Raw genomic sequence first — 21,728 nt, forward strand, 5'->3', positions numbered from 1 at the left:
CTTACCTCATCACTCACTGGGTTGGGCTTGGCTATATCACCGGCCGGCGGATCTGCACGTTCACCCCTAACTGGCTGATGCGCACCGGAGCGCCGGCATGGGGCGCCTCGATGACCAGGTTGTTGCCGATGGCCATCTGCACGTGTCCTGCGTGGGGGAAAACGAGGTCACCCGGCCTGACCTGTGAACGTGGGATCGGGATCCCGTCGTGAATCTGTTGATAGGTGGTGCGATCCACGTGAACACCGGCCTGCGCGTAGGCCCATTGCACCAGCCCCGAACAGTCGAACCGGTCGGGGCCGGCTGCGCCCCACACATACGGGCAACCCAGTCGCGACAGTGCGGCCCGCACCGCAACTCCGGCGCGACTACCCGCCGATGGTGTCCGCGATCCCGTGAGAGCGCGCCGGCGCAGTATGCGATAACGCAGCGCCCGCAGCGCTGCCTGGTGCTGCAGAGCTTGCCCACGCGCCCAAAGCACGTGGGCTCGTTGAGCGCGCATCCGCGCCACACGCCGCCGGATCGCCTCCCGCTGCGCCAGGGGAGTATCCGATCTGGTGGCCGCATCGGCGCGAGCTTCGTCCAGCACTCCGCGCGTCAGCTGGCGGCCGCGGGCATAATCATCTCGGGCGTGGGTGATGATGTCCGCGAATTCGGAGTCTGCCAACGCGGCTGACCGCAGGGCTGCTCGGCTGTCCTGCACCGCATTCTCGTATCGTTGGTGTCCCCAGCCGGGGTTGATTGCGGCAGCATGTCTCAATACTCCGTCGTAATACCCGGTTCCAGGGTCCAGCGGCGCGTGGCGTACGAGTCCGGCAAACAGCCGGTGTGCACGGCTTAGGACCTCGAGTTCGCGTTCACTCACGCGATCCCCTCACCGCTGTCGTCGGCCACCTGATCGCCGTTGGCGGAGTTGACCGCGTCGGCGAAGGCCCGGACCCGCGCGAGCGCCCCGGGCGGGATGACACCCCGGTTGCGGATCTCCCACATCTCCTCGACAGTGACTCCCACCAACACAGCAATAACGGCTTCGGGTAGCGACGAGCGGGCGCATGCCTGGTCGAATCGCGCACCCAAGCTGGCGGGGATTCTGCTCAGGAGTGCCCGGCGCATCGATTCCAGTGCGCGCAGATGCCCCATCAGCCGGCCGGCCGAGGCGGCGTCGGCGCTCACCGCCACCCGCCACGAGTTGGCGGCCAGCATCTCGGCCTTCGCACACTGCGCAATCACAGACATAATATACGACTCGTAGTCGTTTGATGTCGTCGCGGGCAGCTGTTCTATCACAGAATGCAGCGTGTCGAGCTGCGCTTCTGCATACGCTTCGAGGACTTCGGTGTCACTGTGACGGTTGACTACGACCATCTCTCTGGGCCGCGGCGACAGCGGTGCCGGCGGCTTGGCTGCGAGCACCCGGGCCAGTTCAGCGTCGGCGTCGGCGGCCACGACCAGCCTCGAATAGGTGCCCGGAGGCAGGCCGAGAGCGTTTTCCACCTTCTGAACGGTGCTTTTGTGTGGCTTTCGGGCACCACGTTCGAGATAGCTCAAACCCATGATGCTCACGCCGGTGGCGGCCGCAAAATCTGCTAATGACCAGTTGCGTGACTCACGCAACGCCCGGATGGCCGCTCCCGCCGATTCGCGACTCACCGCAGCGCTCCGGCCATAAACCGGATACTACACATCCGCGAAACAGAGGTACATGCCATATGCGTTTCTATCGCGTTCTCTTGCGTCCCCTTACCTATTTCGCATACAGTTTCATATACACTTCGTGTAAGGAGACCGACCTATGGGGTACCCCTGCTCAGCTAACCCAGAACTGTGGTTCGGCTACGCCGATGACGATGACGGTGACGGTGCCGCCAAGGCCCGTGTGTACGAACAGTCGGCCACCGAAGCCCGGCTCTTGTGCCTACGTCGCTGTCCGCTCGCGCAACAGCGGGTATGCGCCCAGCGCGCGGTCGAGCATGGCGAAGAATACGGCGTCTGGGCTGGCGTGAAGCTTCCCGGCGGCCAGTACCGCAAGCGTGAACAACTCGCTCGCGCCCACGAGGTGCTGCGCCGTATCGCTGCCGGGGAGATCAACTCCAGGCAACTGCCGGAAAACCAGGCGCTCCTCGCGCGACGTGAGCACGATCCCGTTCCCGCCGAGGCGAACGTCTTCCATTTGCCGATCGCCCAAGTCGGCCCCCGGTCGGCGGCGTAGCCGAATCAGACCAGCGCACGCGCTACCCTCCCCCGGTTTCCCGGCCGACGGCGGGTGAATCACCGTGCCGTCGTCATCCCGCAGGTGCGAGCCGTCCAGCGGGTCGATGCGCACCGCCCACCTCGGTGTCCAACTAAGCCGGCGGCTCAGCGCGTACTGTCGCGGTATCGGCGCCAGCACTACTGCCAGCGACGACGGGGCATGACGATCGCGGCACGCCCCACACCGCGAGCGGACGGAAAAATGCAGACGCACAGCGCGGAAGAACGAGGACGATGAGGAAGAAACGGAAAGGCAGAGACAGGTGTCCACCGACAAAACCGGCGCCCAAACCAGGATCAGTTGCGCCGATGGCAAGTACACCATCGCCGTGGAGGGCGAACTAGCCGGACACGTTGCCGTTGCTGACCGCGGTGAGCAGCGCGTCTTCTACCACACCGAGATCGACCAGCGGTTTAGTGGGCGGGGCTTGGCGACCATCCTCGTCCTGGAGGCACTCCGGGCTGCCCGCGCCGACCGTAAGCGCGTCGTCGCGGTGTGCTCGATGGTTGCCGCAGTCCTCACAAAGCATCCGGAGTTCGGGGACATCACCGATCCCGTCACACCCGATATCGAGCACTGGGCACGCTCTTTGCCCCAGGTATCGGCGCCACCGCGACAGGCCCGCTGAACCGAGCCGAAGACCGCGCACAAGGGGACATTCGACATTCGTGGGCGAAGGGGGACTTGAACCCCCACGTCCCGAAGGACACTGGCACCTGAAGCCAGCGCGTCTGCCATTCCGCCACTCGCCCCGAACGACCGGTCGAGCCTACCACTCTCATAGGCGGGTAATAGCCCGCTCCCCACCGTAGTGCAAGCTCGTGCGATGCGTCCCCACCATCATCCCCGACCGGCGCAAAACCGTTGCTGAACTGCTCCTCCCCGATGTTCACAGCAACACAGAAGCGGCAGATCCGCGGTGTCCCGATACCATTTTCTGGCAAGGATGGGGATGACACGCGGGAGGGCCGTCGGTCCCGCTGTAAAGCTTTTCAACGACGAGTGAGGCGGGCGCTGGAGATGAACAGCCACAAGGGCCTGGTTCAGCGCATCGAGCGTAAACTCGAGTCCACTGTGGGTGATGCGTTCGCTCGAGTGTTCGGGGGAGCGATCGTCCCACAAGAATTGGCCACCATGTTGCGCCGGGAGGCAGCCGACGGGGTTCGCTCACTCCCAGGAAATCGTTTTTTGGCACCTAACGAATACATCATTACTCTCGGTGTGCACGACTATCAGAAGGTAGGCACCGAGCCGCACCTCACGTCAGGCGCTTTAGCCGAGCACCTGGTGGGATACCTCAGCGAACAGGGGTGGCAAACATATGGTGATGTGGTTGTCCGCTTTGAGCAAGCGCCGAACCTGCACACCGGCCAGTTTCGCGCCCGTGCCGCCATCAACCCCGATGTCGAGCCCCGCCCGGCAGTTAGCGATTCCGCCCCACCACAATCAGATCAGGCGTTTAGCGCAGAACCAGGAGTATCGCCAATGACTGAGAATTCCAGCTATCGCAGCGGTCAGGGGCAGGGGCGGCCCAGCGATGAATACTACGAGGACCGTTATGCGCGTCCAGACGACGATCCTCACGGTGGCCAAGAAGCCCACACCGGCCAAGACAGCCGGGGTGGATATCCGCCGGAGTCTGGTGGCTACCCCTCCCCATCCGGATATCCTCCACCGCGCCAACCCGAGCAGGGCGGCTACCCAGAACAGGGCGGCTACCCCGACCAGGGACCGGGCGGCTACCCCGACCAGCGCGGCTATCCCGAACAGGCTCGATACCCGGACCAACGAGGCTACCCAGAACAGGGTGGCTACCCCGACCAGGGACCGGGCGGCTACCCACCGCCTTACGAGCAACGGCCTGGCGGTTACGGCCCGGCACCAGGCTACGAGCCCGGGTATCGCCCGGGTGCCGGCGGCTACGGGCCGCCCGGCTACGGCTATGGCGATTACGGGCGCGGGCCCTACCCGCCACCTGATCAACGCGCACCCTACCCCGACCAGGGGGCCGGTTACGAGCAAGGCGGCTGGCCGGGTGGCCCGGGCTATGGTCGACAAGAGTATGGCCAGGCCGATTACACCCGTTACGCGGACGGTCCCGCAGGCGGGGTGTACGCTCCGCCCGGCGGCTACGGGGAGCCCGCCGGCCGCGACTTCGACTATGGCCAGACCGCCATGTCCGGCGACTACGGTCAGGCCGCCGGCTACGGCGGTTACGGCCCGAGCGGGTATCCGCCGGCCGGTGGGCCCACGGTGACTTTGCAGCTCGATGACGGAAGCGGCCGCACCTATCAGTTGCACGAAGGTTCCAACATTATTGGCCGCGGACAGGACGCCCACTTCCGGTTGCCTGACACCGGGGTATCACGTCGACACTTGGATATCCGCTGGGACGGACAGGTAGCGCTGCTCTCGGACCTCAACTCCACCAATGGCACCATGGTCAACAACGCGCCGGTTCAGGAATGGCAGCTGGCCGACGGTGACGTCATCCGGCTGGGACACTCTGAGATTATCGTTCACATCCAGTAAGCCAGCCGCGGCGAAGCCGCCTTGCTTCGCCCCACTGTGGCCGCCGTCCAAGTATCGTGACGTTGCTAATGTGCTCGCCGATCGGGGCATGACGTGAGCGTCACGAGGACGGAGAGGACGCCAGATGCAGGGATTGGTGCTGCAGCTGACGCGCGCCGGATTTTTGATGCTGCTCTGGCTATTCATTTGGTCTGTGCTGCGGATTCTGCGGACCGATATCTACGCGCCGACCGGTGCTGTCATGGTGCGACGGGGTTTGTCGCTGCGGGGTCCGCTGCTGCCCTCGCGTCAGCGCCGAGATACCGCACGACACCTGGTGGTGACCGAGGGGTCGCTGGCGGGAGCACGTATCACTCTCACCGGTCAGCCGGTGCTGATTGGGCGTGCCGACGATTCCACCCTGGTACTCACCGACGACTATGTTTCGACCCGCCATGCTCGGCTGTCTCAGCGCGGCTCAGAATGGTATGTCGAGGATTTAGGATCGACCAACGGCACTTACCTTGACAGGGCGAAGGTGACGACGGCGGTACGAGTTCCGATTGGGACGCCGGTTCGGATCGGCAAAACGGTGATCGAGTTGCGCCCGTGACACTAGTCCTTCGCTATGCGGCTCGCAGTGACCGCGGCCTGGTACGCGCGAACAACGAGGATTCGGTGTACGCAGGTGGACGGCTGCTCGCTCTGGCCGACGGTATGGGCGGCCATGCTGCAGGAGAAGTGGCCTCGCAGTTGGTCATCGCCGCGCTGGCCCCTCTCGACGAAGACGATCCCGGTGGCGATCTGCTGGGCAAGCTTGATGCGGCTGTCCGGGCAGGTAACGCCGCCATCGCCGCGCACGTGGAGATGGAACCGGATCTCGAGGGGATGGGCACCACACTCACCGCCATCCTCTTCGACGGTAGCCGCATCGGTCTGGTGCACATCGGTGACTCCCGGGCCTATCTGTTGCGCGACGGCGAACTGACTCAGATCACCAAGGACGACACCTTCGTGCAAACTTTGGTGGACGAGGGCCGTATCACTTCCGAAGAGGCGCACAGCCATCCGCAGCGGTCGTTGATCATGCGGGCGCTGACCGGCCACGAGGTCGAGCCCACCCTGACCATGCGCGAGGCGCGCGCCGGGGACCGGTATCTGCTGTGCTCAGACGGCCTATCCGATCCGGTCAGCGATGAGACCATTCTCGAGGCACTGCAGATTCCCGATGTGGCCGAGTGTGCAGACCGTCTCATCGAATTGGCGCTTCGCGGCGGCGGACCGGATAACGTGACCGTCATCGTCGCCGATGTCGTCGATTTCGACTACGGTCAGACCCAGCCAATACTGGCCGGGGCCGTGTCCGGCGACGACGACCAATCGACTCTCCCCAACACCGCCGCCGGCCGGGCCTCGGCCATCCAGCCTCGCAAGAGCGTCGCGCAACGCGTGCTGTCGCAAGTTGATACGTTCGCCCGGCCACGACGATCACGGCGCCGGATGGTTCTCGGCGCCACCCTTGTGGCACTGTTGATACTCGCCGTTCCTGCGATCGGCTGGACGGTTATCCGCAGTTATTACTACGTTGCCGACTACAACGGCACCGTGTCGATCATGCGGGGCATCCAGGGATCGATCTTGGGTATCAAATTGCAAGCGCCGTATCAGTTTGGCTGTCTCACCGGTCGTAACGAACTATCGCAGATCAGCTACGACCAGTCCCCGGCGAACCGCGCCTGTCAGCCGATGAAGCTGCAAGACCTGCAGCCCTCTGCACGCAAACAGGTCGCTGACGGGCTGCCGCCGGGAACCCTCGACGAGGCGATCAAGCAGCTCCGCGATTTAGCGCACAATTCCCTTTTGCCGCCATGCCCTCCGCTTCGCACCGCGTCGCCACCGGGCCCGCCGACCCCGAGCCGAGCGCCCACGCCGAGCCCCACGGTGACCGCCCATGCACCACCCCCGCTGCAGCAGGGCACCGATTGCCGGGCGGCCGCATGACGACACAGCCGCAGCCGCCGGTGGCGGTGACACCTCCGCTGCCGACTCGGCGCAACGCCGAATTACTGCTGTTGTGCTTCGCAACCGCGATCACCGTCGCCGCTTTACTGATCGTGGAAGCCGACCAGGAGCGCGGTGTGCGCTGGGATCTGACCAGTTATGGGCTGGCGTTTTTGACGTTGTTCGTGTGCGCGCACCTGGTCGTCCGGCGCTTCGCCCCCTATACGGACCCCCTGCTGCTGCCAGTGGTCGCACTGCTCAACGGCCTGGGACTGGTCATGATTCATCGGCTTGACCTCGCCGACAACACGTTTAGCGGCAACCGGCACCCCAGCGCGAACCAGCAGATGCTGTGGACCCTGGTCGGTGTTTGCGCATTCACCCTAGTGGTGAGCTTTTTGAAAGACCATCGGCAACTCGCGCGGTACGGCTACACCAGTGGATTGGCCGGCCTGATCCTCTTGGCCATACCTGCGCTGCTGCCCGCGTCGTTCTCCGAACAAAACGGTGCCAAGATCTGGATTCGATTGCCGGGCTTTTCAATTCAGCCCGCAGAGTTCTCCAAAATCCTGTTGCTTATCTTCTTTTCGGCGGTGCTGGTAGCTAAACGGGGGGTGTTCACCAGCGCGGGCAAACACGTGATGGGCATGACGCTGCCGCGTCCAAGGGACCTCGCTCCGCTGCTCGCGGCCTGGGTCATGTCGGTGGGGGTGATGATCTTCGAAAAAGACCTGGGTACGTCGCTGCTTCTGTACACATCGTTTCTGGTGGTCGTTTACCTGGCTACTCAACGGCTCAGTTGGGTTGTCATCGGGCTGACCTTGTTCTCCGCGGCAAGTGTCGCAGCGTACTACCTGTTCGACCACGTGCGGATCCGCGTCCAAACCTGGGTTGATCCATTTGCCGATCCTGAAGGTAGCGGTTACCAAATCGTGCAGTCACTTTTCAGTTTTGCCACGGGCGGCATCTTCGGCACCGGGCTGGGTAATGGGCAGCCCGATACCGTACCCGCAGCATCGACCGATTTCATCATCGCCGCCTTCGGCGAAGAGCTGGGCTTGGTCGGGCTGGCCAGCCTGTTGATGCTTTACACCATCTTTATCGTGCGTGGCTTGCGTACCGCGATCGCGATCCGCGATAGCTTCGGCAAGCTGTTAGCCGCAGGTCTGGCCTCGACCTTGGCGATCCAGTTGTTCATTGTCGTCGGCGGCGTGACCAACCTTATCCCGCTGACTGGATTGACCACCCCGTGGATGTCCTACGGGGGATCCTCGCTGCTGGCGAACTACGTGCTCCTCGCCATCCTGGTGCGTATCTCACACGGTGCGCGCCGCCCGTTCCGTACCCGGCCGCGAAACACATCACCGATTGCGGCCGCCGGCACCGAAGTGATCGAGCGGGTATGAACGCCTCCTTGCGCCGGATGTCGGTGACCGTGATGGCGCTCATTGTGCTGTTGTTGCTTAACGCCACGTTGACCCAGGTGTTCACCGCGGACGGGCTGCGCGCCGATCCGCGAAACCAGCGGATCTTGCTTGACGAGTATTCCCGTCAACGCGGCCAGATCACGGCGGACGGGCAGCTGCTGGCCTACTCGGTGGCCACTGACAGCCGCTTCCGGTTTCTGCGGGTGTATCCCAATCCGGTGGTCTACGCACCGATTACCGGGTTCTACTCGCTGCGTTATTCCAGCACCGGTCTGGAACGGGCGGAAGATCCGATATTGAATGGCGCAGATCAGCGGCTGTTCGCCCGTCGGCTGGCCGACTTTTTCACCGGCCGCGATCCGCGCGGCGGCAACGTCGACACCACCATCACTCCCCGGGTGCAACAAGCTGCCTGGGATGCCATGCAACAGGGCTGCGGTGGTCCGTGCAAGGGAGCGGTAGTCGCGCTTGAGCCCTCGACCGGCAAAATCCTCGCGCTGGTGTCGTCGCCCTCGTACGACCCTAACCAGCTCGCGTCGCACAACCCCGAAGAGCAGGGACAAGCGTGGCAGCGGCTGCGAGACGATCCCGACTCCCCGCTGACCAATCGCGCTATCTCGGAGACCTATCCGCCCGGTTCCACGTTTAAGGTGCTCACCACCGCGGCGGCGCTGCAGGCCGGGATTGCTGAAGACGAACAGCTCACCGCGGCGCCTACGATTTCGCTGCCGGATAGCACTGCCACCCTGGAAAATTACGGCGGGACCGCGTGCGGAAGCGAGCCGACCGTGTCGCTGCGTGAAGCGTTCGCTTTGTCCTGCAACACGGCGTTCGTCCAGCTCGGCATCCGTGTCGGTGCCGACGCGCTGCGCCGGACCTCCCAGTCATTCGGGCTCGACAGCGCACCCGGGCCCATCCCGCTGCAAGTCGCCGAATCCACTGTGGGGCCCCTGCTCGACGCTGCCGCGGTGGGTATGTCCAGTATCGGACAAAAAGACGTGGCCGTGACGCCACTGCAAAACGCGCTGGTTGCGGCGACCATCGCCAATGCCGGGGTGACCATGCAGCCGTATCTGGTTGCCAGCCTCAAAGGCCCGGACCTCACCAACATCAGCACCACAGCCCCGCGTCAGCAGCGCCGCGCGGTGTCACCGCAGGTCGCGGCTAAGCTGACAGAATTGATGGTCGGCGCCGAGAAGGTCACACAGCAGAAAGGGGCGATCCCCGGCGTGCAGATCGCATCAAAAACGGGTACCGCAGAGCACGGCACCGACCCGCGTAACACTCCCCCGCACGCCTGGTATATCGCGTTTGCACCGGTGCAAACCCCCAAGGTGGCCGTCGCGGTGCTCGTGGAAAACGGTGCCGACCGGCTTTCCGCTACGGGCGGTGCCCTCGCCGCGCCGATCGGGCGGGCCGTGATCGAGGCCGCGCTGCAGGGGGGACCATGACCGCGCGCGTCGGTCTCACGCTGTCGGGCCGCTACCGCCTGCAACGCCTCATTGCCACCGGCGGAATGGGCCAAGTGTGGGAGGCCGTCGATAATCGGCTGGGTCGGCGTGTCGCAGTCAAAGTGCTCAAACAGGAGTTTTCTCAGGACCCCGAATTCATCGAACGGTTCCGCAACGAAGCGCGCACCACCGCGATGCTCAACCACCCTGGAATCGCCAGTGTGCACGACTACGGCGAAACCACCATGAATGGTGAGGGTCGCACCGCATATCTTGTGATGGAGCTGGTCAACGGGGAGCCGCTGAACTCCGTGCTCAAGCGCCTCGGCCGGCTTTCGCTGCGGCACGCGCTAGACATGCTTGAGCAGACCGGGCGTGCACTGCAGGTCGCTCACGCCGCCGGTTTGGTGCATCGTGACGTCAAACCCGGCAACATCCTGATCACACCCACTGGGCAAGTGAAGATTACTGACTTCGGTATCGCCAAAGCCGTCGATGCGGCGCCGGTCACGCAGACCGGCATGGTGATGGGGACCGCTCAATACATTGCGCCCGAGCAGGCTTTGGGCCATGAGGCCACCCCGGCCAGCGATGTCTACTCGCTGGGAGTTGTTGGATACGAATGCGTTTCAGGTAAGCGACCGTTCAGCGGTGATGGCGCTTTGACAGTGGCGATGAAGCATATCAAAGAGCCCCCGCCGCCATTGCCCAGCGACATTCCACCGAATGTGCGCGAGCTCATCGAGATCACACTGGTGAAAAACCCCCAACTGCGCTATCGCAGTGGGGGACCCTTTGCCGACGCCGTTGCCGCGGTGCGCGCTGGTCGTCGGCCTCCGAGGCCCAACCAAATGCCTGCCGGGCGCGCGGCCCCGGCCGCTATCCCGTCCGGCCCGCAAACGCGGGCCGTGATCAACCCCACTGGCCGAGGGCCCGCGGTAACCCACCGGTCTCGCGCCACCACAGGTGGCCACCGTCCACCACCGCCGCGGCGCACATTCTCCTCGGGTCAGCGGGCTTTGTTGTGGGCCGCCGGCGTGTTAGGGGCGCTGGCAATCATCATCGCGGTGCTTATCGTCATCAACTCCCGTAATGAGAACGTCCAGCAGCAACCGTCCACACCGACCGTTACCGATACCGGGACTCCCACACCCAGCACGACTCCGAGCGGTACCGGTACGTCACCGACTCACCCGTCCAAGTGGACGGATCGCGGGGTGACAGGTCATGCTGGACAGCGGAGCACGCACTTCCAACCTTGCCCGGTTGACGATGCCGGCCGAGACGGCCCGCGGAGGGGCTGGGCAATTGAACCTAGCTGGGCTGTCCCATCGATGCCGCAGCACCGCGCGTCGCTGGCCTGACCTGGGATAATGCGATGACCACCCCGCAACACCTTTCCGACCGCTACGAACTAGGTGAAATCCTCGGCTTCGGCGGCATGTCCGAGGTGCACCTGGCGCGGGATGTCCGGTTACACCGCGATGTGGCGATCAAGGTGTTGCGCGCCGACCTGGCTCGTGACCCGAGCTTCTACCTCCGCTTCCGACGTGAAGCGCAAAACGCCGCGGCGTTGAACCACCCGGCCATCGTCGCGGTCTACGACACCGGCGAGGCACAGACGGAGGCCGGCCCGCTGCCCTATATCGTCATGGAGTACGTCGACGGTGTCACCTTGCGTGACATCGTGAACACCGAGGGTCCGCTGCCGCCTCGCCGCGCCATCGAGGTCATTGCCGACGCCTGCCAGGCGCTGAATTTTTCGCACCGCAACGGCATCATCCACCGCGACGTTAAACCGGCGAACATCATGATCACCAAAGATAATGCCGTCAAGGTGATGGACTTTGGCATCGCCCGGGCAATCGCGGACAGCGGCAACAGCGTCACGCAGACGGCGGCAGTGATCGGGACCGCGCAGTACCTCTCACCTGAACAAGCCCGCGGGGATACCGTCGACGCCCGTTCGGATGTGTATTCGCTGGGTTGTGTCCTCTACGAAATCTTGACCGGCGAGCCCCCTTTCGTCGGCGACTCGCCGGTTGCTGTCGCCTACCAGCATGTCCGCGAAGATCCGATACCCCCCTCACAACGCCATGAGGGCATCTCGCCGGATCTTGATGCGGTGGTGCTCAAGGCGCTGGCGAAAAACCCGGAGAACCGGTATCAGACCGCGGCGGAGATGCGCGCTGACTTGATCCGGGTGTACAACGGTGAGACTCCCGAGGCGCCCAAAGTGCTCACCGACGCGGAACGGACCACGCTGCTGGCGGCCGCACCCGGTGTGAGCACCAGGGGTTCGCGCACCGACTCGCCGCCTCATCAGCTCGACTTCGCCCGAGACCGCGCAATCGGCTCGGTAGGCCGCTGGTTGGTCGCGGTTGCGGTGCTGGCGGTGTTGACGGTGATCGTCACCATCGTGATCAACACATTCGGCGGCAACACCCGCAACGTCCAGGTTCCCGATGTGCGGGGTCAGGCGTCGGCTGATGCCATCGCCGTCTTACAGAACCGGGGCTTTAAAATACGCACCCAGCAGAAGCCTGATTCGACGGTCCCACCCGATCATGTGATTGGCACCGATCCCGCCGCCAACTCTTCGGTGGCTGCGGGCGACGAGATCACCGTCAATGTGTCAACCGGGCCCGAACAACGTGAGCTGCCTGATGTCTCCTCACTCAGCTATGCCGACGCTGTGAAAAAATTGAAGGCCGCGGGGTTCGGGCGTTTCAAACAGGTGAGCTCGCCGTCAACGCCGGAGCTGAAAGGCCGGGTGATAGGGACCAATCCCCCGGCAAACCAGACGTCGGCCATCACCAACGTGATCACCATTATCGTCGGATCCGGGCCGGCGACCAGAGAGGTTCCTAACGTCGCGGGACAGACGGTCGAGTTGGCGCAGAAGAACCTCACTGTGTACGGGTTTAGTAAGTTCAGCCAGGCTTCGGTGGACAGCCCGCGCCCCGCCGGGGACGTGATCGGCACCAATCCGCCTGCGGGGGCGATGGTTCCAGTGGATTCGGTGATCGAATTGCAGGTCTCCAAGGGTAACCAGTTCGTGATGCCGGACTTATCGGGCTTGTTTTGGGCAGACGCCGAACCACAACTGCGAGCATTGGGATGGACCGGTGTGTTGATCAAAGGCGCCGACGTGGACGCCGGCGGTTCCAACCACAATCGCGTTGTCTACCAAAACCCGGCGCCGGGTCAGGGGGTCAACAAAGACGGCACTATCACGCTCAAGTTCGGCCAGTAGCGCCTCATCGGGCGGCTACTGCGGCCACGTCTACCGGAAAGTGCGGGCGCACCGCGGTCATCACCTCCCTCTCGAGGCGACGGATCAGCGCTTCGTCTCGTGGCTGCCCGCAGTAACCGAGCCAGTTAGCCAGCATACGATGCCCACCCTCGGTCAGGATCGACTCCGGGTGGAACTGCACGCCGTGAATCGGCAGATCGATGTGCCGCACCGCCATGATCACACCGCTGCGGGTTCGTGCCGTCACCTCCAGCACGGCGGGCAACGTTTCCGGCAAAATCGTCAGCGAATGGTAGCGTGTCGCTGTGAATGGATCCGGAAGTCCTTGCAGCACACCAACATTCGTGTGGAAGACGCTGCTGGTCTTCCCATGGATCAGCTCGGGTGCACGATCGACCGTGGCGCCGAACGCAACCCCGATCGCCTGATGTCCCAAACACACCCCCAGCAGCGGGATACGCGCCGCCGCGCACGCTCGGACCAGCTCGATCGACGCACCTGCCCGCTGCGGGGTGCCCGGTCCGGGACTGAGCAGCACGCCGTCGAAGTCGTTGACCACAGCCGCCGCGTCGGACAACCTGGTGTCGTCGTTGCGCCACACGTTGGCGTCGACTCCGAGCTGGCCCAGATACTGGACCAGATTGAAAACGAAGCTGTCGTAATTGTCGACGACCAAGATCCGCACCGTGCCAGGCTACCGCTGGGCCTGCCCGCCCGACTCGAGCGGCTCACCACACCGGCGGGCTCAGTAGTTCACCGGACCGGCCGGCTGCGCGAAATGCATCCGCACGGGTTCGGTGTAGCCGACGATCCGCAGATCCGCTTTGACTTGTTCGTCATAGCCCAAGCCGAACCGGATCACATACTGTTTGTACAGGGCGACCTGGGGCGAAGCCGCCAATGCGGCTTGCATCGCCACAGCATTGCCGACCGCGCTAATCGTGTAGGGCGGACTATAGGTCCGACCGTTGAGCAGCAACGTATTGCCGACACAACGAGGCGCCGAGGTCGCGATGATGCGCTGGTCCTGCACCTGGATTCCCTCCGCGCCGGCCCTCCACAACGCGTCGAGCACCGCCTGGATATCTTGCTGATGCACCACCAAGTCGTCGGGAGAAGCGTCCCGCGGGAAGCGGCCGTACGGGTCGCGCTGGGCGTCGGTGAGGCTGACCACCAGACCCGGCCCGTGGACAGGATCCAGCCCGGCTTCACCGGCCAGCACTTTCGCGCGTGCCTGCATCGCCCGCAAGGCCGCGTCGGAGGACCGGCCGTGGGTGGTGTCGATCTTGGCGGACAGTGCATCTCGTTCGGCGCTGAGCTGCTTGACCGAAGACTGGGCGTCGTGAACCAGGTCGACCAGGCGGGGAGCGTCGCTGCGGCGGATTTCGGCGCCGCCAGACACCCCGTGTGTGGCCACCAGCAAGAGTCCGGCCGACAGGCAGACCAATGGCACACCAAGGCGCCATGGTGACGGCCGGTTTTCGGCCTGGCCACGCCCGGGGCCGCCCAGCAGCCCGGCGAAGAACCCGGCAATTGGTGCCCGCATCGGCCCTCCGTTTCCTGAGGCCGGGTAGGTTACCCTCGGACCCGACCCCTACGCGCGACTGCAGTCGTTATCGTTACACCGAACCTGCTCACCGTCCGAGGTAGTCCCGAGGTATCGATGCCCAAGTCCAAGGTCCGCAAGAAAAACAACTTTACCGTCACCGCGGTGAGCCGAACGCCCGTCAAGGTGAAGGCCGGCCCGTCGAGTGTGTGGTTTGTGGTGTTTTTCGTCAGTTTGATGCTGACCGGTCTGGTCTGGCTGATGGTGTTCCAGTTGGCCGCCACCGGCAGTGCGGCACCCTCGGTGCTGAACTGGATGGCCAACCTCGGCCCATGGAACTACGCGATCGCGTTTGCTTTCATGATCGCCGGTTTGTTGCTCACCATGCGGTGGCGCTAGTTGCACAGCGCAGCGTAATGAATTCATCATGCGCTCGCCCGGTGCCGGAGCTGGCAACTTCGCCAGTCCGCAATCACACGGATGTGATTTATCCCCATTGTGGATAGCACCTGTGGATAACCCCATCGGTAGTGGCAGGAACGTCGAGTAGAGCCGTGCAGCAAACAGAATGGGCGCCGTCTACAGCCGGAATCGCTGGTTGTGCGGTCGCGGGGGCGCTGATGGCTATCGGCTCTGTGACCCTAGTCACAGATTTTCCGGGCCGGATTCTGACCGGTATTGCCGCCGCTGGTTTGATCTTGTTTGCGGCCGTTTCGTGGCGCGCGCGGCCGAAGTTAGCAATCACCAACGATGGTGTGCTTGTCCGGGGCTGGATTCGGACGCAACTATTACGCCGATCGGATATCAAGATCATCCGCATCGCCGAGTTCCGGCGCTTCGGCCGGAGGGTCCGGCTGCTCGAGGTCGAGACGGCCGATGACCATCTGCTCATCTTCTCCCGCTGGGATTTAGGGACCGACCCCCTGTCCGTTCTCGACGCACTCGTCGCCGCCGGTTACGGACGCTGAGCGCGCTTCACGAAACGGTGATCGACTCGATGACAACCGGCTCGATCGGCCGGTCGTTCCCGTCGGTGCGGGTGTTGGCAATCGCGTCGACTACCTGCTGCGACTCCACGCCGATCACCTCACCGAAGATGGTGTGGCGCCGATTCAGGTGCGGCGTCTCGCTGACGGTGATGAAAAACTGTGAGCCGTTGGTGCCAGGGCCGGCATTGGCCATGGCCAGCAGGTAGGGCCGGTCGAACTGCAGCTCGGGGTGGAATTCGTCGGCGAACTTGTAGCCCGGGCCGCCCCGGCCGGTGCCGGTCGGATCGCCGCCCTGGATCATGAAGCCCTTGATCACCCGGTGGAAAACGGCGCCGTCATAGAACGGACCAGATGTGCCACCGGAGGCGTTCTGGCTGGAGTACTCTTTCGTGCCTTGCGCCAGACCGACAAAGTTGGCGACGGTTTTGGGGGCGTGGTTTCCAAAAAGCGCAATCTTGATGTCACCCCGGTTGGTGTGCAAGGTAGCGGTGGCGGTCTGCAACGGACTGAGAGTCACGGCATCACAGTCTGCCACCGGTTGTCGGCTCTTTCCGTCTGGGGTCCCGAAACGCCCGTCGTTTCTTCGTTCGCCAGCATCCGCATCCGTTGCCGGGTGGGCTGAGCTCATCGGCCAGCACCCAACGATGGCAGTCTGAGTAAGGCGACACACACCGTCGGCAGAAAGGGCAGGAGATGAGCACGACAATGCAACCGCGGCCGACGCCCCGGCAGCGGCTCGTTCGGGGGTTGACCTATACCGTGGTCGGGCCGGTGGACGTCGTGTGGGGCACCGTCGGGCTCGGCGTGCATTCCGCGCGGACCGGCGCATCTGCTGTGCGGCGCCGCTACCGGCAGGGCCGTGTGGCTCCGCACCTCACGGCCGCCCACAAGACATTTGCTCAGGAGCTGGCGGCGGCGCGGGAAGTGATGGCCGGGTTGCCGCAGGCGCTGCAGGAGGCTCAACAATCCCCGCGCCGCCGAACACACCGCTGGATGGTCGGCGTAATTGCGGCAGTGGTCGCCGCCGCCGGCGGCGTAGCGGTCGTCACGATCATCCGCCGTCCGTCGCGTCCGGAGCCGTCACCTCGTCCGCCGAGCGTGGACGTGCACCCCAAACCGTGAATGGCGGTGCATCACGACGGCGCGCTGTGGAGCCTAGGGGACTTGAACCCCTGACTTCTGCCTTGCAAAGGCAGCGCTCTACCAACTGAGCTAAGGCCCCGTGCTGTGGCCAGCGTTGTGTGGTCGCCGCCCATGTGCTCACCCGCGGTGCGACGACCGTTGGTCGCTCACAACGCGGTCGCCGCCAGCGCGGCCTGTGCGAGTCACCCACGTCGGCAAGCACATGGTCGTGGGCCTAGGAGGACTTGAACCTCCGACCTCTTCGTTATCAGCGAAGCGCTCTAACCGCCTGAGCTATAGGCCCGTACTCGGGTCCGGCCGATCGCCGAGATTACCCCAATCGTCGTCGGCTCCCCAAAACGTTCCGGGCACCGCGGCCCGAAATGCCAGGGCGCTAATCGCGATCTGCGAGCATCACTTCGATACCGCCGATCAAATCGGTGGTGAGGTTGTACACCAGGGCGCCGATCGTGGCCATCGCGGTCAGCAACACGATGTTGACCAGGCCGATCAAGAAAGCGCCGCCGAAGATGGTGCCGCTGGAGACGAGGTCGGCACTGCCACTGGTGTTGTTCAGCAAATCGCCGACGTTGCTGTTGAGTTTGCTCCACACCCCCATTCCGCCGAGCACGAGATAAAGGAACGCCACCGCGATCATCCAGACGAAAAATAACGCTATGGAAAGCACCAGGGATACTTTCAAGGTGCTCCACGGGTCAATGCGGCGAATCTGCATACTGGCTCGTACCGGACCGCGGGGCCGACGGGAAACCTGGATGCGTGGTTCCGGCGACGCGGGCGGACTCGACCGCAGCGCGGCCGGGCTGTCCGGGCCGTAGTCGGGTGTCCTGCGCTGCGCGGAGCGCGGAACCGGACCGGATAGATCGGGCAGTTCACTGGTGTAGGCCTCAGCGCGCGTGCCTTCGTGGTGGACAGATTCAGCGTCTGGCGGCGGGGGTTTGGCCTGCCCACCGGTGCCAGCGGCGCCCGGCGTGGCTGTGCCCGAGATAAAGCGTGCTAACCGAGCGTCCGCCCCGGAAAGCTGGCCAGGCGCGCGTCCTTCGTCGTGTGCCGGAGGTTCCGACGAGGGCCGATGCGTCGCTTTGGGCTTACGGGGACCACCGCGCTGCCACGGTGGAAGGCTTCCGCTCTCGGGGCTTCGGCCGGCACCGGACCCTGACCGACGGGCATCCCCGCGGTCGATTGACCCGTTTCCGTTCGGACTGTCGCCCAGGTTGGGGTATCCGGCCTCGTTCGGTGAAGTCACCCCGGCTCCTTTACCTCGATACCTGGCCCGCCCGCGCGGTTGGGGTTGCGTTACGTCGTGTCCGGCTCGGCGCCCGGCTCCTCCGCACTGTCGGTCTCCTCGGCGTTGCGTGCAATGGCTAACAGTGTGTCGCCCTCGTCCAAGTTCATCAACCGCACGCCCTTGGTCTGTCTGCCTGCTTTGCGAATCTCGCGCGCCGCTGTCCGGATGACGCCACCCCCCGAGGTGATCGCGTACAGTTCGCTGTCATCATCGACAACTAGCGCTCCGACCAGCCTGCCACGTCGGCGGTCGTATTGGACGGTCAGGACTCCCTTGCCGCCGCGGCCCTGCACCGGATATTCCTCGATTGCCGTGCGTTTGGCAAAACCCCCTGCCGTGGCGACCAGCAGATATGTGCCTTCGCGCACGACGTTCAGCGATAGCAGCCGATCATCGGCGTTGAAGCGCATGCCCTGCACACCGGATGTCGCGCGACCCATTGGGCGTAGTGCTTCGTCTGTCGCGGAGAACCGGATTGCCTGGCCGTTGGCCGAAACGAGCAACAGGTCGTCATCGGCTGAGCACAGCACCGCCCCGACGAGTTCGTCGTCGTCGCGCAAGTTGATTGCCACAATCCCGCCCGAGCGGTTGGAGTCGAACTCGGTGAGCCGCGACTTTTTGACCAGCCCTTTCCGGGTGGCCAGCACCAGGTACGGGGCGTCGGTGTAGCTGTGGATCTGGATGACCTGAGCGATGCGTTCCCCGGGCTGGAACGCCAACAGGTTGGCCACATGCTGGCCACGTGCTGTTCGGGAGGCCTCCGGCAACTCGTAGGCCTTCGCCCGGTACACCCGGCCCTGGCTGGTGAAAAACAGGATCCAGTCATGTGTCGAGCACACGAAAAAGTGCGCGACGATATCGTCCTGCTTGAGGCCGGCGCCCTGGACCCCTTTGCCGCCGCGTTTCTGGCTGCGATACAGACCGGTCTTGGTGCGCTTGGCGTACCCGGTCTCGGTGATCGTGACGACGACGTCCTCGCGGGCAATGAGGTCCTCATCGGTGACCTCGCCGTCGGCGGCCACAATACGGGTGCGCCGATCGTCGCCATGTTTGTCGACGATCTCTTTCAGTTCGTCACGAACGATGTGGCGTTGACGCTCGGGTTTCGCCAGGATGTCCTCGAGGTCGGCGATCTCGGCTTCGATTTTGGCCAGGTCGTCGATGATGCGTTGCTGTTCCAACGCTGCTAACCGACGCAGCTGCATGTCCAGGATGGCCTGGGCCTGGATCTCATCGATATCGAGCAGCTCGATCAGCCCGGCCCGGGCGACATCGACAGTTTCCGAGGCCCGGATCAACGCGATCACCTCGTCGAGTGCGTCGAGTGCTTTGACCAGACCGCGCAGAATGTGGGCACGTTCATTGGCTTTGCGCAGCCGAAAGGTGCTGCGGCGCACGATGACGTCGAGCTGGTGCTCCACGTAATGGCGGATCAGCTGGTCCAGCCGCAGTGTCCGCGGCACTCCGTCGACGATCGCTAACATGTTGGCGCCGAAGCTAGTTTGCAGCTGGGTATGCTTATAGAGGTTATTCAGCACCACCTTGGGGACCGCATCGCGTTTGAGTTCAACAACGATGCGCAGGCCCACCCGATCACTGCTTTGATCTTCGATGTTGGCGATACCGCTGAGCTTGCCGTCGCGGACCTGTTCGGCGATCGAGGCGATAAAATTATCGTGGTTGACCTGATATGGCAGCTCGGTGATCACCAAAGAGGTTCGGCCGCGCGAGTCTTCCTCGATTTCGACCACACCGCGCATCCGGATCGATCCGCGGCCGGTCTTGTAGGCCTCAGCGATACCTTCGGTCCCCACGATTAACCCTGCGGTGGGAAAGTCGGGACCTTTGACGCGCTGCATAACCGCGGCCAGGGTTCCCTCTTCGTCAGCATCGAAATTTTCCAGACACCAAAACACCGCCTCGGCGAGTTCGCGCAGGTTGTGCGGCGGGATGTTCGTCGCCATCCCGACTGCGATCCCGCCCGAACCGTTGGCGAGCAAGTTGGGGAACCGGCTCGGGAGCACAGTCGGTTCCTGCACCCGTCCGTCGTAGTTCGGTATGAAATCGACTGTTTCTTCGTCGATTTCACGCAGCATTTCCATTGCCAAGGGCGTCAGCCGGGCCTCGGTGTTATGGCTGACGAAGCCGTTGGTGATGAAGGCGTGATCTTGGGTGCCGATGCGCAGGCTGTACACCGGCTGGGTCCCGGCGTCGGTGACGCTGATGACTTTCGCGTAGTAGTAACGCCCGTCCGTGAGCTCCTCGGCGATCGCTCTGACATCGTGATCCGCAATTCGCGCAAGGATCTCCTGGCCGTTGATCCGCCATTGACCGATGCTGTCAATATTGCGGGAACGCAGCCAATCCCGGTCGTTCGGACGGTTCGCACCATATCGCCGAATGAAACGACCCAGCCCTGGCACCTGGTCGCGGTCGCACGCTGCCGGCGGTGGGACGGCTTCCAAGAGACCGGTGAGTGTCTTTTGCTTGCCGGCGGCGAATCCGATGTGATCAGCGAATAGCTCGACCTGTGCGCGGCTGTCGATCACGACCTGGTGGTCACCGCCATCGTCGCGGCGGCGCGCGGAAACGATCCCGAACTCGAGCAACATTTGTTGAACGTCCGCCGCGAGGGCCTTGCTCGCCGTCGCATAACGCACCTCAATTGTGTTATCTGGCAGAAGAAAACACGATCCACCGCTCTCGAACAGGGCTTGCAGAAAAACGTGCTTGGTTCCCGCCGGCGATTGCCAGAGCCACTCCGGAACGGACGTGGCGGTCGCTGGTCGGCCGACCAATGTGCTAAGGCAACGAGTGCCTTTCATAGCGTCGAGGTCCTGGACCTCAAGCTCGTACAGACATGGTCCGGAACCGTTGGGTCGGTGATAGATACGGCGCGGGCCGCCGACAATGGCGTCATACGCCGCCACAACATCGGCAAAGTAGCGACGGTCGACGCTCCGGAACAGCGCGCGTGGAGGTGAAACTTTCTCACAGACAAAAGCCCCGAAAAGCAATGCTTCCATCGCAGCGTTCCGATCAGCTGCACCAAATCCCGCCGGTGGCGTACGTTGCAGCACGACGCGATCGTCGGGGCGGATCTCTGCGACGAGCTTCCACAGCAATGTCGGTACACCGGCTACGTCGACCAAACAGAGCAGAGGGTGATTAGCCGTGCATGTGACTTCGTATCCTTCAGCAGTGCGCACGGTAAAAGTCTGATGTCGACCCGAATGGAACAATCGATCCGCGACTACTGGATCACCTTGGCGGCCAATAACTTTCAGGTCAATGACATTGTCCGAGTTGGGTCGGGCGTCCCGAACGAGGTCGCCGATCCGCACCGATCGGCCCAGGGGTAGGCGGACGAGTGCATCGGCGGTGACACAGTACCTCATCGCCGCCGGTGGGTCATTACCCGGCGAACCGAAGTTGCCCTGACCGTCGACCAAGGGATACCGCATCGACCAGGGCTGAGCCATCCGCACCAGCGTGTCGTAAATCGACGCGTCCCCGTGGGGATGGTAGTTGCCCATCGTCTCAGCGACCGAGCGGGCGGACTTGGCATGGCTCCGATCTGGACGGAAGCCGGAGTCATACATCGCATACAGCACGCGGCGATGCACGGGTTTGAGCCCATCCCGGACTTCCGGCAGCGCTCTCCCGACGATGACGCTCATCGCATAGTCGATGTAACTGCGCTGCATCTCCTGCTGGATATCGACCGGTTCTATCCGGTCGACCGAATCATCCCCCGGCGGCAGCGTGGTATCGGTCATATCTTCCTCGCTGGTACATCAGGACGAAATCCACTCACCCGGCTGTTCAGCTCGCGCTCCGCGTGCACCTGGTAGCCGGTATCAGG

The 21,728-nt window shown here is 63.7% G+C and carries 19 protein-coding genes and 3 tRNA genes; 12 read left to right on the forward strand and 10 right to left on the reverse strand.

Going from position 1 to position 21,728, the window contains the following annotated elements; all coding sequences use genetic code 11:
* Window positions 1-31 precede the first annotated feature (31 nt).
* Complete coding sequence (locus tag G6N08_RS05295) at window positions 32-865, reverse strand: C40 family peptidase (protein WP_163755007.1); 834 nt, start codon at window positions 863-865, stop codon at window positions 32-34.
* Entirely contained in the window at window positions 862-1,650 is a 789-nt protein-coding gene (locus tag G6N08_RS05300; RefSeq protein WP_163755009.1) for a helix-turn-helix domain-containing protein, read from the reverse strand. The genes G6N08_RS05295 and G6N08_RS05300 overlap by 4 nt, the downstream gene beginning before the upstream one ends.
* A 142-nt stretch (window positions 1,651-1,792) precedes the next feature.
* Between G6N08_RS05300 and G6N08_RS05305 the strand changes: the two genes are divergently transcribed.
* Both G6N08_RS05305 and G6N08_RS05310 read left to right on the forward strand, forming a co-directional pair.
* Window positions 1,793-2,209, forward strand: a complete 417-nt coding sequence (locus tag G6N08_RS05305) for a WhiB family transcriptional regulator (RefSeq protein WP_163755011.1) — start codon at window positions 1,793-1,795, stop codon at window positions 2,207-2,209.
* Window positions 2,210-2,513: 304 nt separating this feature from the next.
* Window positions 2,514-2,879, forward strand: a complete 366-nt coding sequence (locus tag G6N08_RS05310; protein WP_163755013.1) for a GNAT family N-acetyltransferase — start codon at window positions 2,514-2,516, stop codon at window positions 2,877-2,879.
* 41 nt (window positions 2,880-2,920) lie between these two features.
* Here G6N08_RS05310 and G6N08_RS05315 read toward each other — a convergent pair.
* Window positions 2,921-3,003, reverse strand: a tRNA-Leu gene (locus G6N08_RS05315).
* Window positions 3,004-3,271: 268 nt separating this feature from the next.
* On the opposite strand from G6N08_RS05315, the gene G6N08_RS05320 reads away from it, so the two are divergent.
* The 7 genes from G6N08_RS05320 to pknB all read left to right on the forward strand — a co-directional run bounded on the left by G6N08_RS05320 (window position 3,272) and on the right by pknB (window position 12,897).
* Window positions 3,272-4,783, forward strand: coding sequence for an FHA domain-containing protein (locus tag G6N08_RS05320; protein WP_163756723.1), 1,512 nt, complete (start codon window positions 3,272-3,274; stop codon window positions 4,781-4,783).
* Window positions 4,784-4,907: 124 nt separating this feature from the next.
* Window positions 4,908-5,375 (forward strand): FHA domain-containing protein FhaB/FipA, encoded by a 468-nt coding sequence (locus G6N08_RS05325; RefSeq protein ID WP_163755015.1) that lies wholly within the window; start codon window positions 4,908-4,910, stop codon window positions 5,373-5,375.
* Window positions 5,372-6,763, forward strand: coding sequence for a PP2C family protein-serine/threonine phosphatase (locus G6N08_RS05330; protein WP_163755017.1), 1,392 nt, complete (start codon window positions 5,372-5,374; stop codon window positions 6,761-6,763). Before G6N08_RS05325 ends, G6N08_RS05330 begins: the two co-directional genes overlap by 4 nt.
* Window positions 6,760-8,169 (forward strand): FtsW/RodA/SpoVE family cell cycle protein, encoded by a 1,410-nt coding sequence (locus G6N08_RS05335; protein WP_163755019.1) that lies wholly within the window; start codon window positions 6,760-6,762, stop codon window positions 8,167-8,169. Before G6N08_RS05330 ends, G6N08_RS05335 begins: the two co-directional genes overlap by 4 nt.
* On the forward strand, window positions 8,166-9,641 hold the full coding sequence (pbpA, locus tag G6N08_RS05340; protein WP_163755021.1) for a D,D-transpeptidase PbpA: 1,476 nt from the start codon (window positions 8,166-8,168) through the stop codon (window positions 9,639-9,641). Before G6N08_RS05335 ends, pbpA begins: the two co-directional genes overlap by 4 nt.
* On the forward strand, window positions 9,638-11,005 hold the full coding sequence (locus tag G6N08_RS05345; RefSeq protein WP_163755023.1) for a serine/threonine-protein kinase: 1,368 nt from the start codon (window positions 9,638-9,640) through the stop codon (window positions 11,003-11,005). The genes pbpA and G6N08_RS05345 overlap by 4 nt, the downstream gene beginning before the upstream one ends.
* Before the next feature lie 14 nt (window positions 11,006-11,019).
* A complete protein-coding gene (pknB, locus tag G6N08_RS05350) occupies window positions 11,020-12,897 on the forward strand; it encodes a Stk1 family PASTA domain-containing Ser/Thr kinase (protein ID WP_163755025.1) in 1,878 nt (625 codons plus the stop codon).
* A 4-nt stretch (window positions 12,898-12,901) separates the two neighbouring features.
* Here the strand turns inward: pknB and G6N08_RS05355 are convergent, their stop codons facing one another.
* Both G6N08_RS05355 and G6N08_RS05360 read right to left on the reverse strand, forming a co-directional pair.
* Window positions 12,902-13,582 (reverse strand): aminodeoxychorismate/anthranilate synthase component II, encoded by a 681-nt coding sequence (locus G6N08_RS05355; protein WP_163755027.1) that lies wholly within the window; start codon window positions 13,580-13,582, stop codon window positions 12,902-12,904.
* A gap of 60 nt (window positions 13,583-13,642) precedes the next feature.
* A complete protein-coding gene (locus G6N08_RS05360) occupies window positions 13,643-14,443 on the reverse strand; it encodes a DUF881 domain-containing protein (RefSeq protein ID WP_163755029.1) in 801 nt (266 codons plus the stop codon).
* A 117-nt stretch (window positions 14,444-14,560) separates the two neighbouring features.
* Here G6N08_RS05360 and crgA point away from each other — a divergent pair, with 117 nt between their 5' ends.
* Together crgA and G6N08_RS05370 are read left to right on the forward strand one after the other, a co-directional pair.
* Window positions 14,561-14,842: a cell division protein CrgA gene (gene crgA, locus G6N08_RS05365; RefSeq protein WP_163755030.1), complete on the forward strand. Its 282-nt coding sequence runs from the start codon at window positions 14,561-14,563 to the stop codon at window positions 14,840-14,842.
* 155 nt (window positions 14,843-14,997) lie between these two features.
* A complete protein-coding gene (locus tag G6N08_RS05370; RefSeq protein ID WP_163755032.1) occupies window positions 14,998-15,411 on the forward strand; it encodes a PH domain-containing protein in 414 nt (137 codons plus the stop codon).
* Window positions 15,412-15,418: 7 nt separating this feature from the next.
* Here G6N08_RS05370 and G6N08_RS05375 read toward each other — a convergent pair whose 3' ends face one another.
* Window positions 15,419-15,967 carry a peptidylprolyl isomerase gene (locus tag G6N08_RS05375; RefSeq protein WP_163755034.1) on the reverse strand — a complete coding sequence of 183 codons (549 nt, stop codon included), beginning with the start codon at window positions 15,965-15,967 and terminating at the stop codon, window positions 15,419-15,421.
* Between the two features lie 158 nt (window positions 15,968-16,125).
* Here G6N08_RS05375 and cwsA point away from each other — a divergent pair, with 158 nt between their 5' ends.
* Window positions 16,126-16,554, forward strand: coding sequence for a cell wall synthesis protein CwsA (gene cwsA, locus G6N08_RS05380; RefSeq protein WP_163755036.1), 429 nt, complete (start codon window positions 16,126-16,128; stop codon window positions 16,552-16,554).
* Between the two features lie 27 nt (window positions 16,555-16,581).
* On the opposite strand, the gene G6N08_RS05385 is transcribed toward cwsA, so the two are convergent.
* The 4 genes from G6N08_RS05385 to gyrA all read right to left on the reverse strand — a co-directional run bounded on the left by G6N08_RS05385 (window position 16,582) and on the right by gyrA (window position 21,642).
* Window positions 16,582-16,654 (reverse strand) — tRNA-Ala (locus G6N08_RS05385).
* A gap of 130 nt (window positions 16,655-16,784) precedes the next feature.
* Window positions 16,785-16,858, reverse strand: a tRNA-Ile gene (locus tag G6N08_RS05390).
* A gap of 90 nt (window positions 16,859-16,948) precedes the next feature.
* Complete coding sequence (locus G6N08_RS05395) at window positions 16,949-17,821, reverse strand: DUF3566 domain-containing protein (RefSeq protein WP_163755038.1); 873 nt, start codon at window positions 17,819-17,821, stop codon at window positions 16,949-16,951.
* A gap of 50 nt (window positions 17,822-17,871) precedes the next feature.
* Complete coding sequence (gene gyrA, locus G6N08_RS05400) at window positions 17,872-21,642, reverse strand: intein-containing DNA gyrase subunit A (RefSeq protein ID WP_163755039.1); 3,771 nt, start codon at window positions 21,640-21,642, stop codon at window positions 17,872-17,874.
* Window positions 21,643-21,728: the final 86 nt, after the last annotated feature.

Source organism: Mycobacterium botniense (assembly GCF_010723305.1).
Taxonomy (GTDB): domain Bacteria; phylum Actinomycetota; class Actinomycetes; order Mycobacteriales; family Mycobacteriaceae; genus Mycobacterium; species Mycobacterium botniense.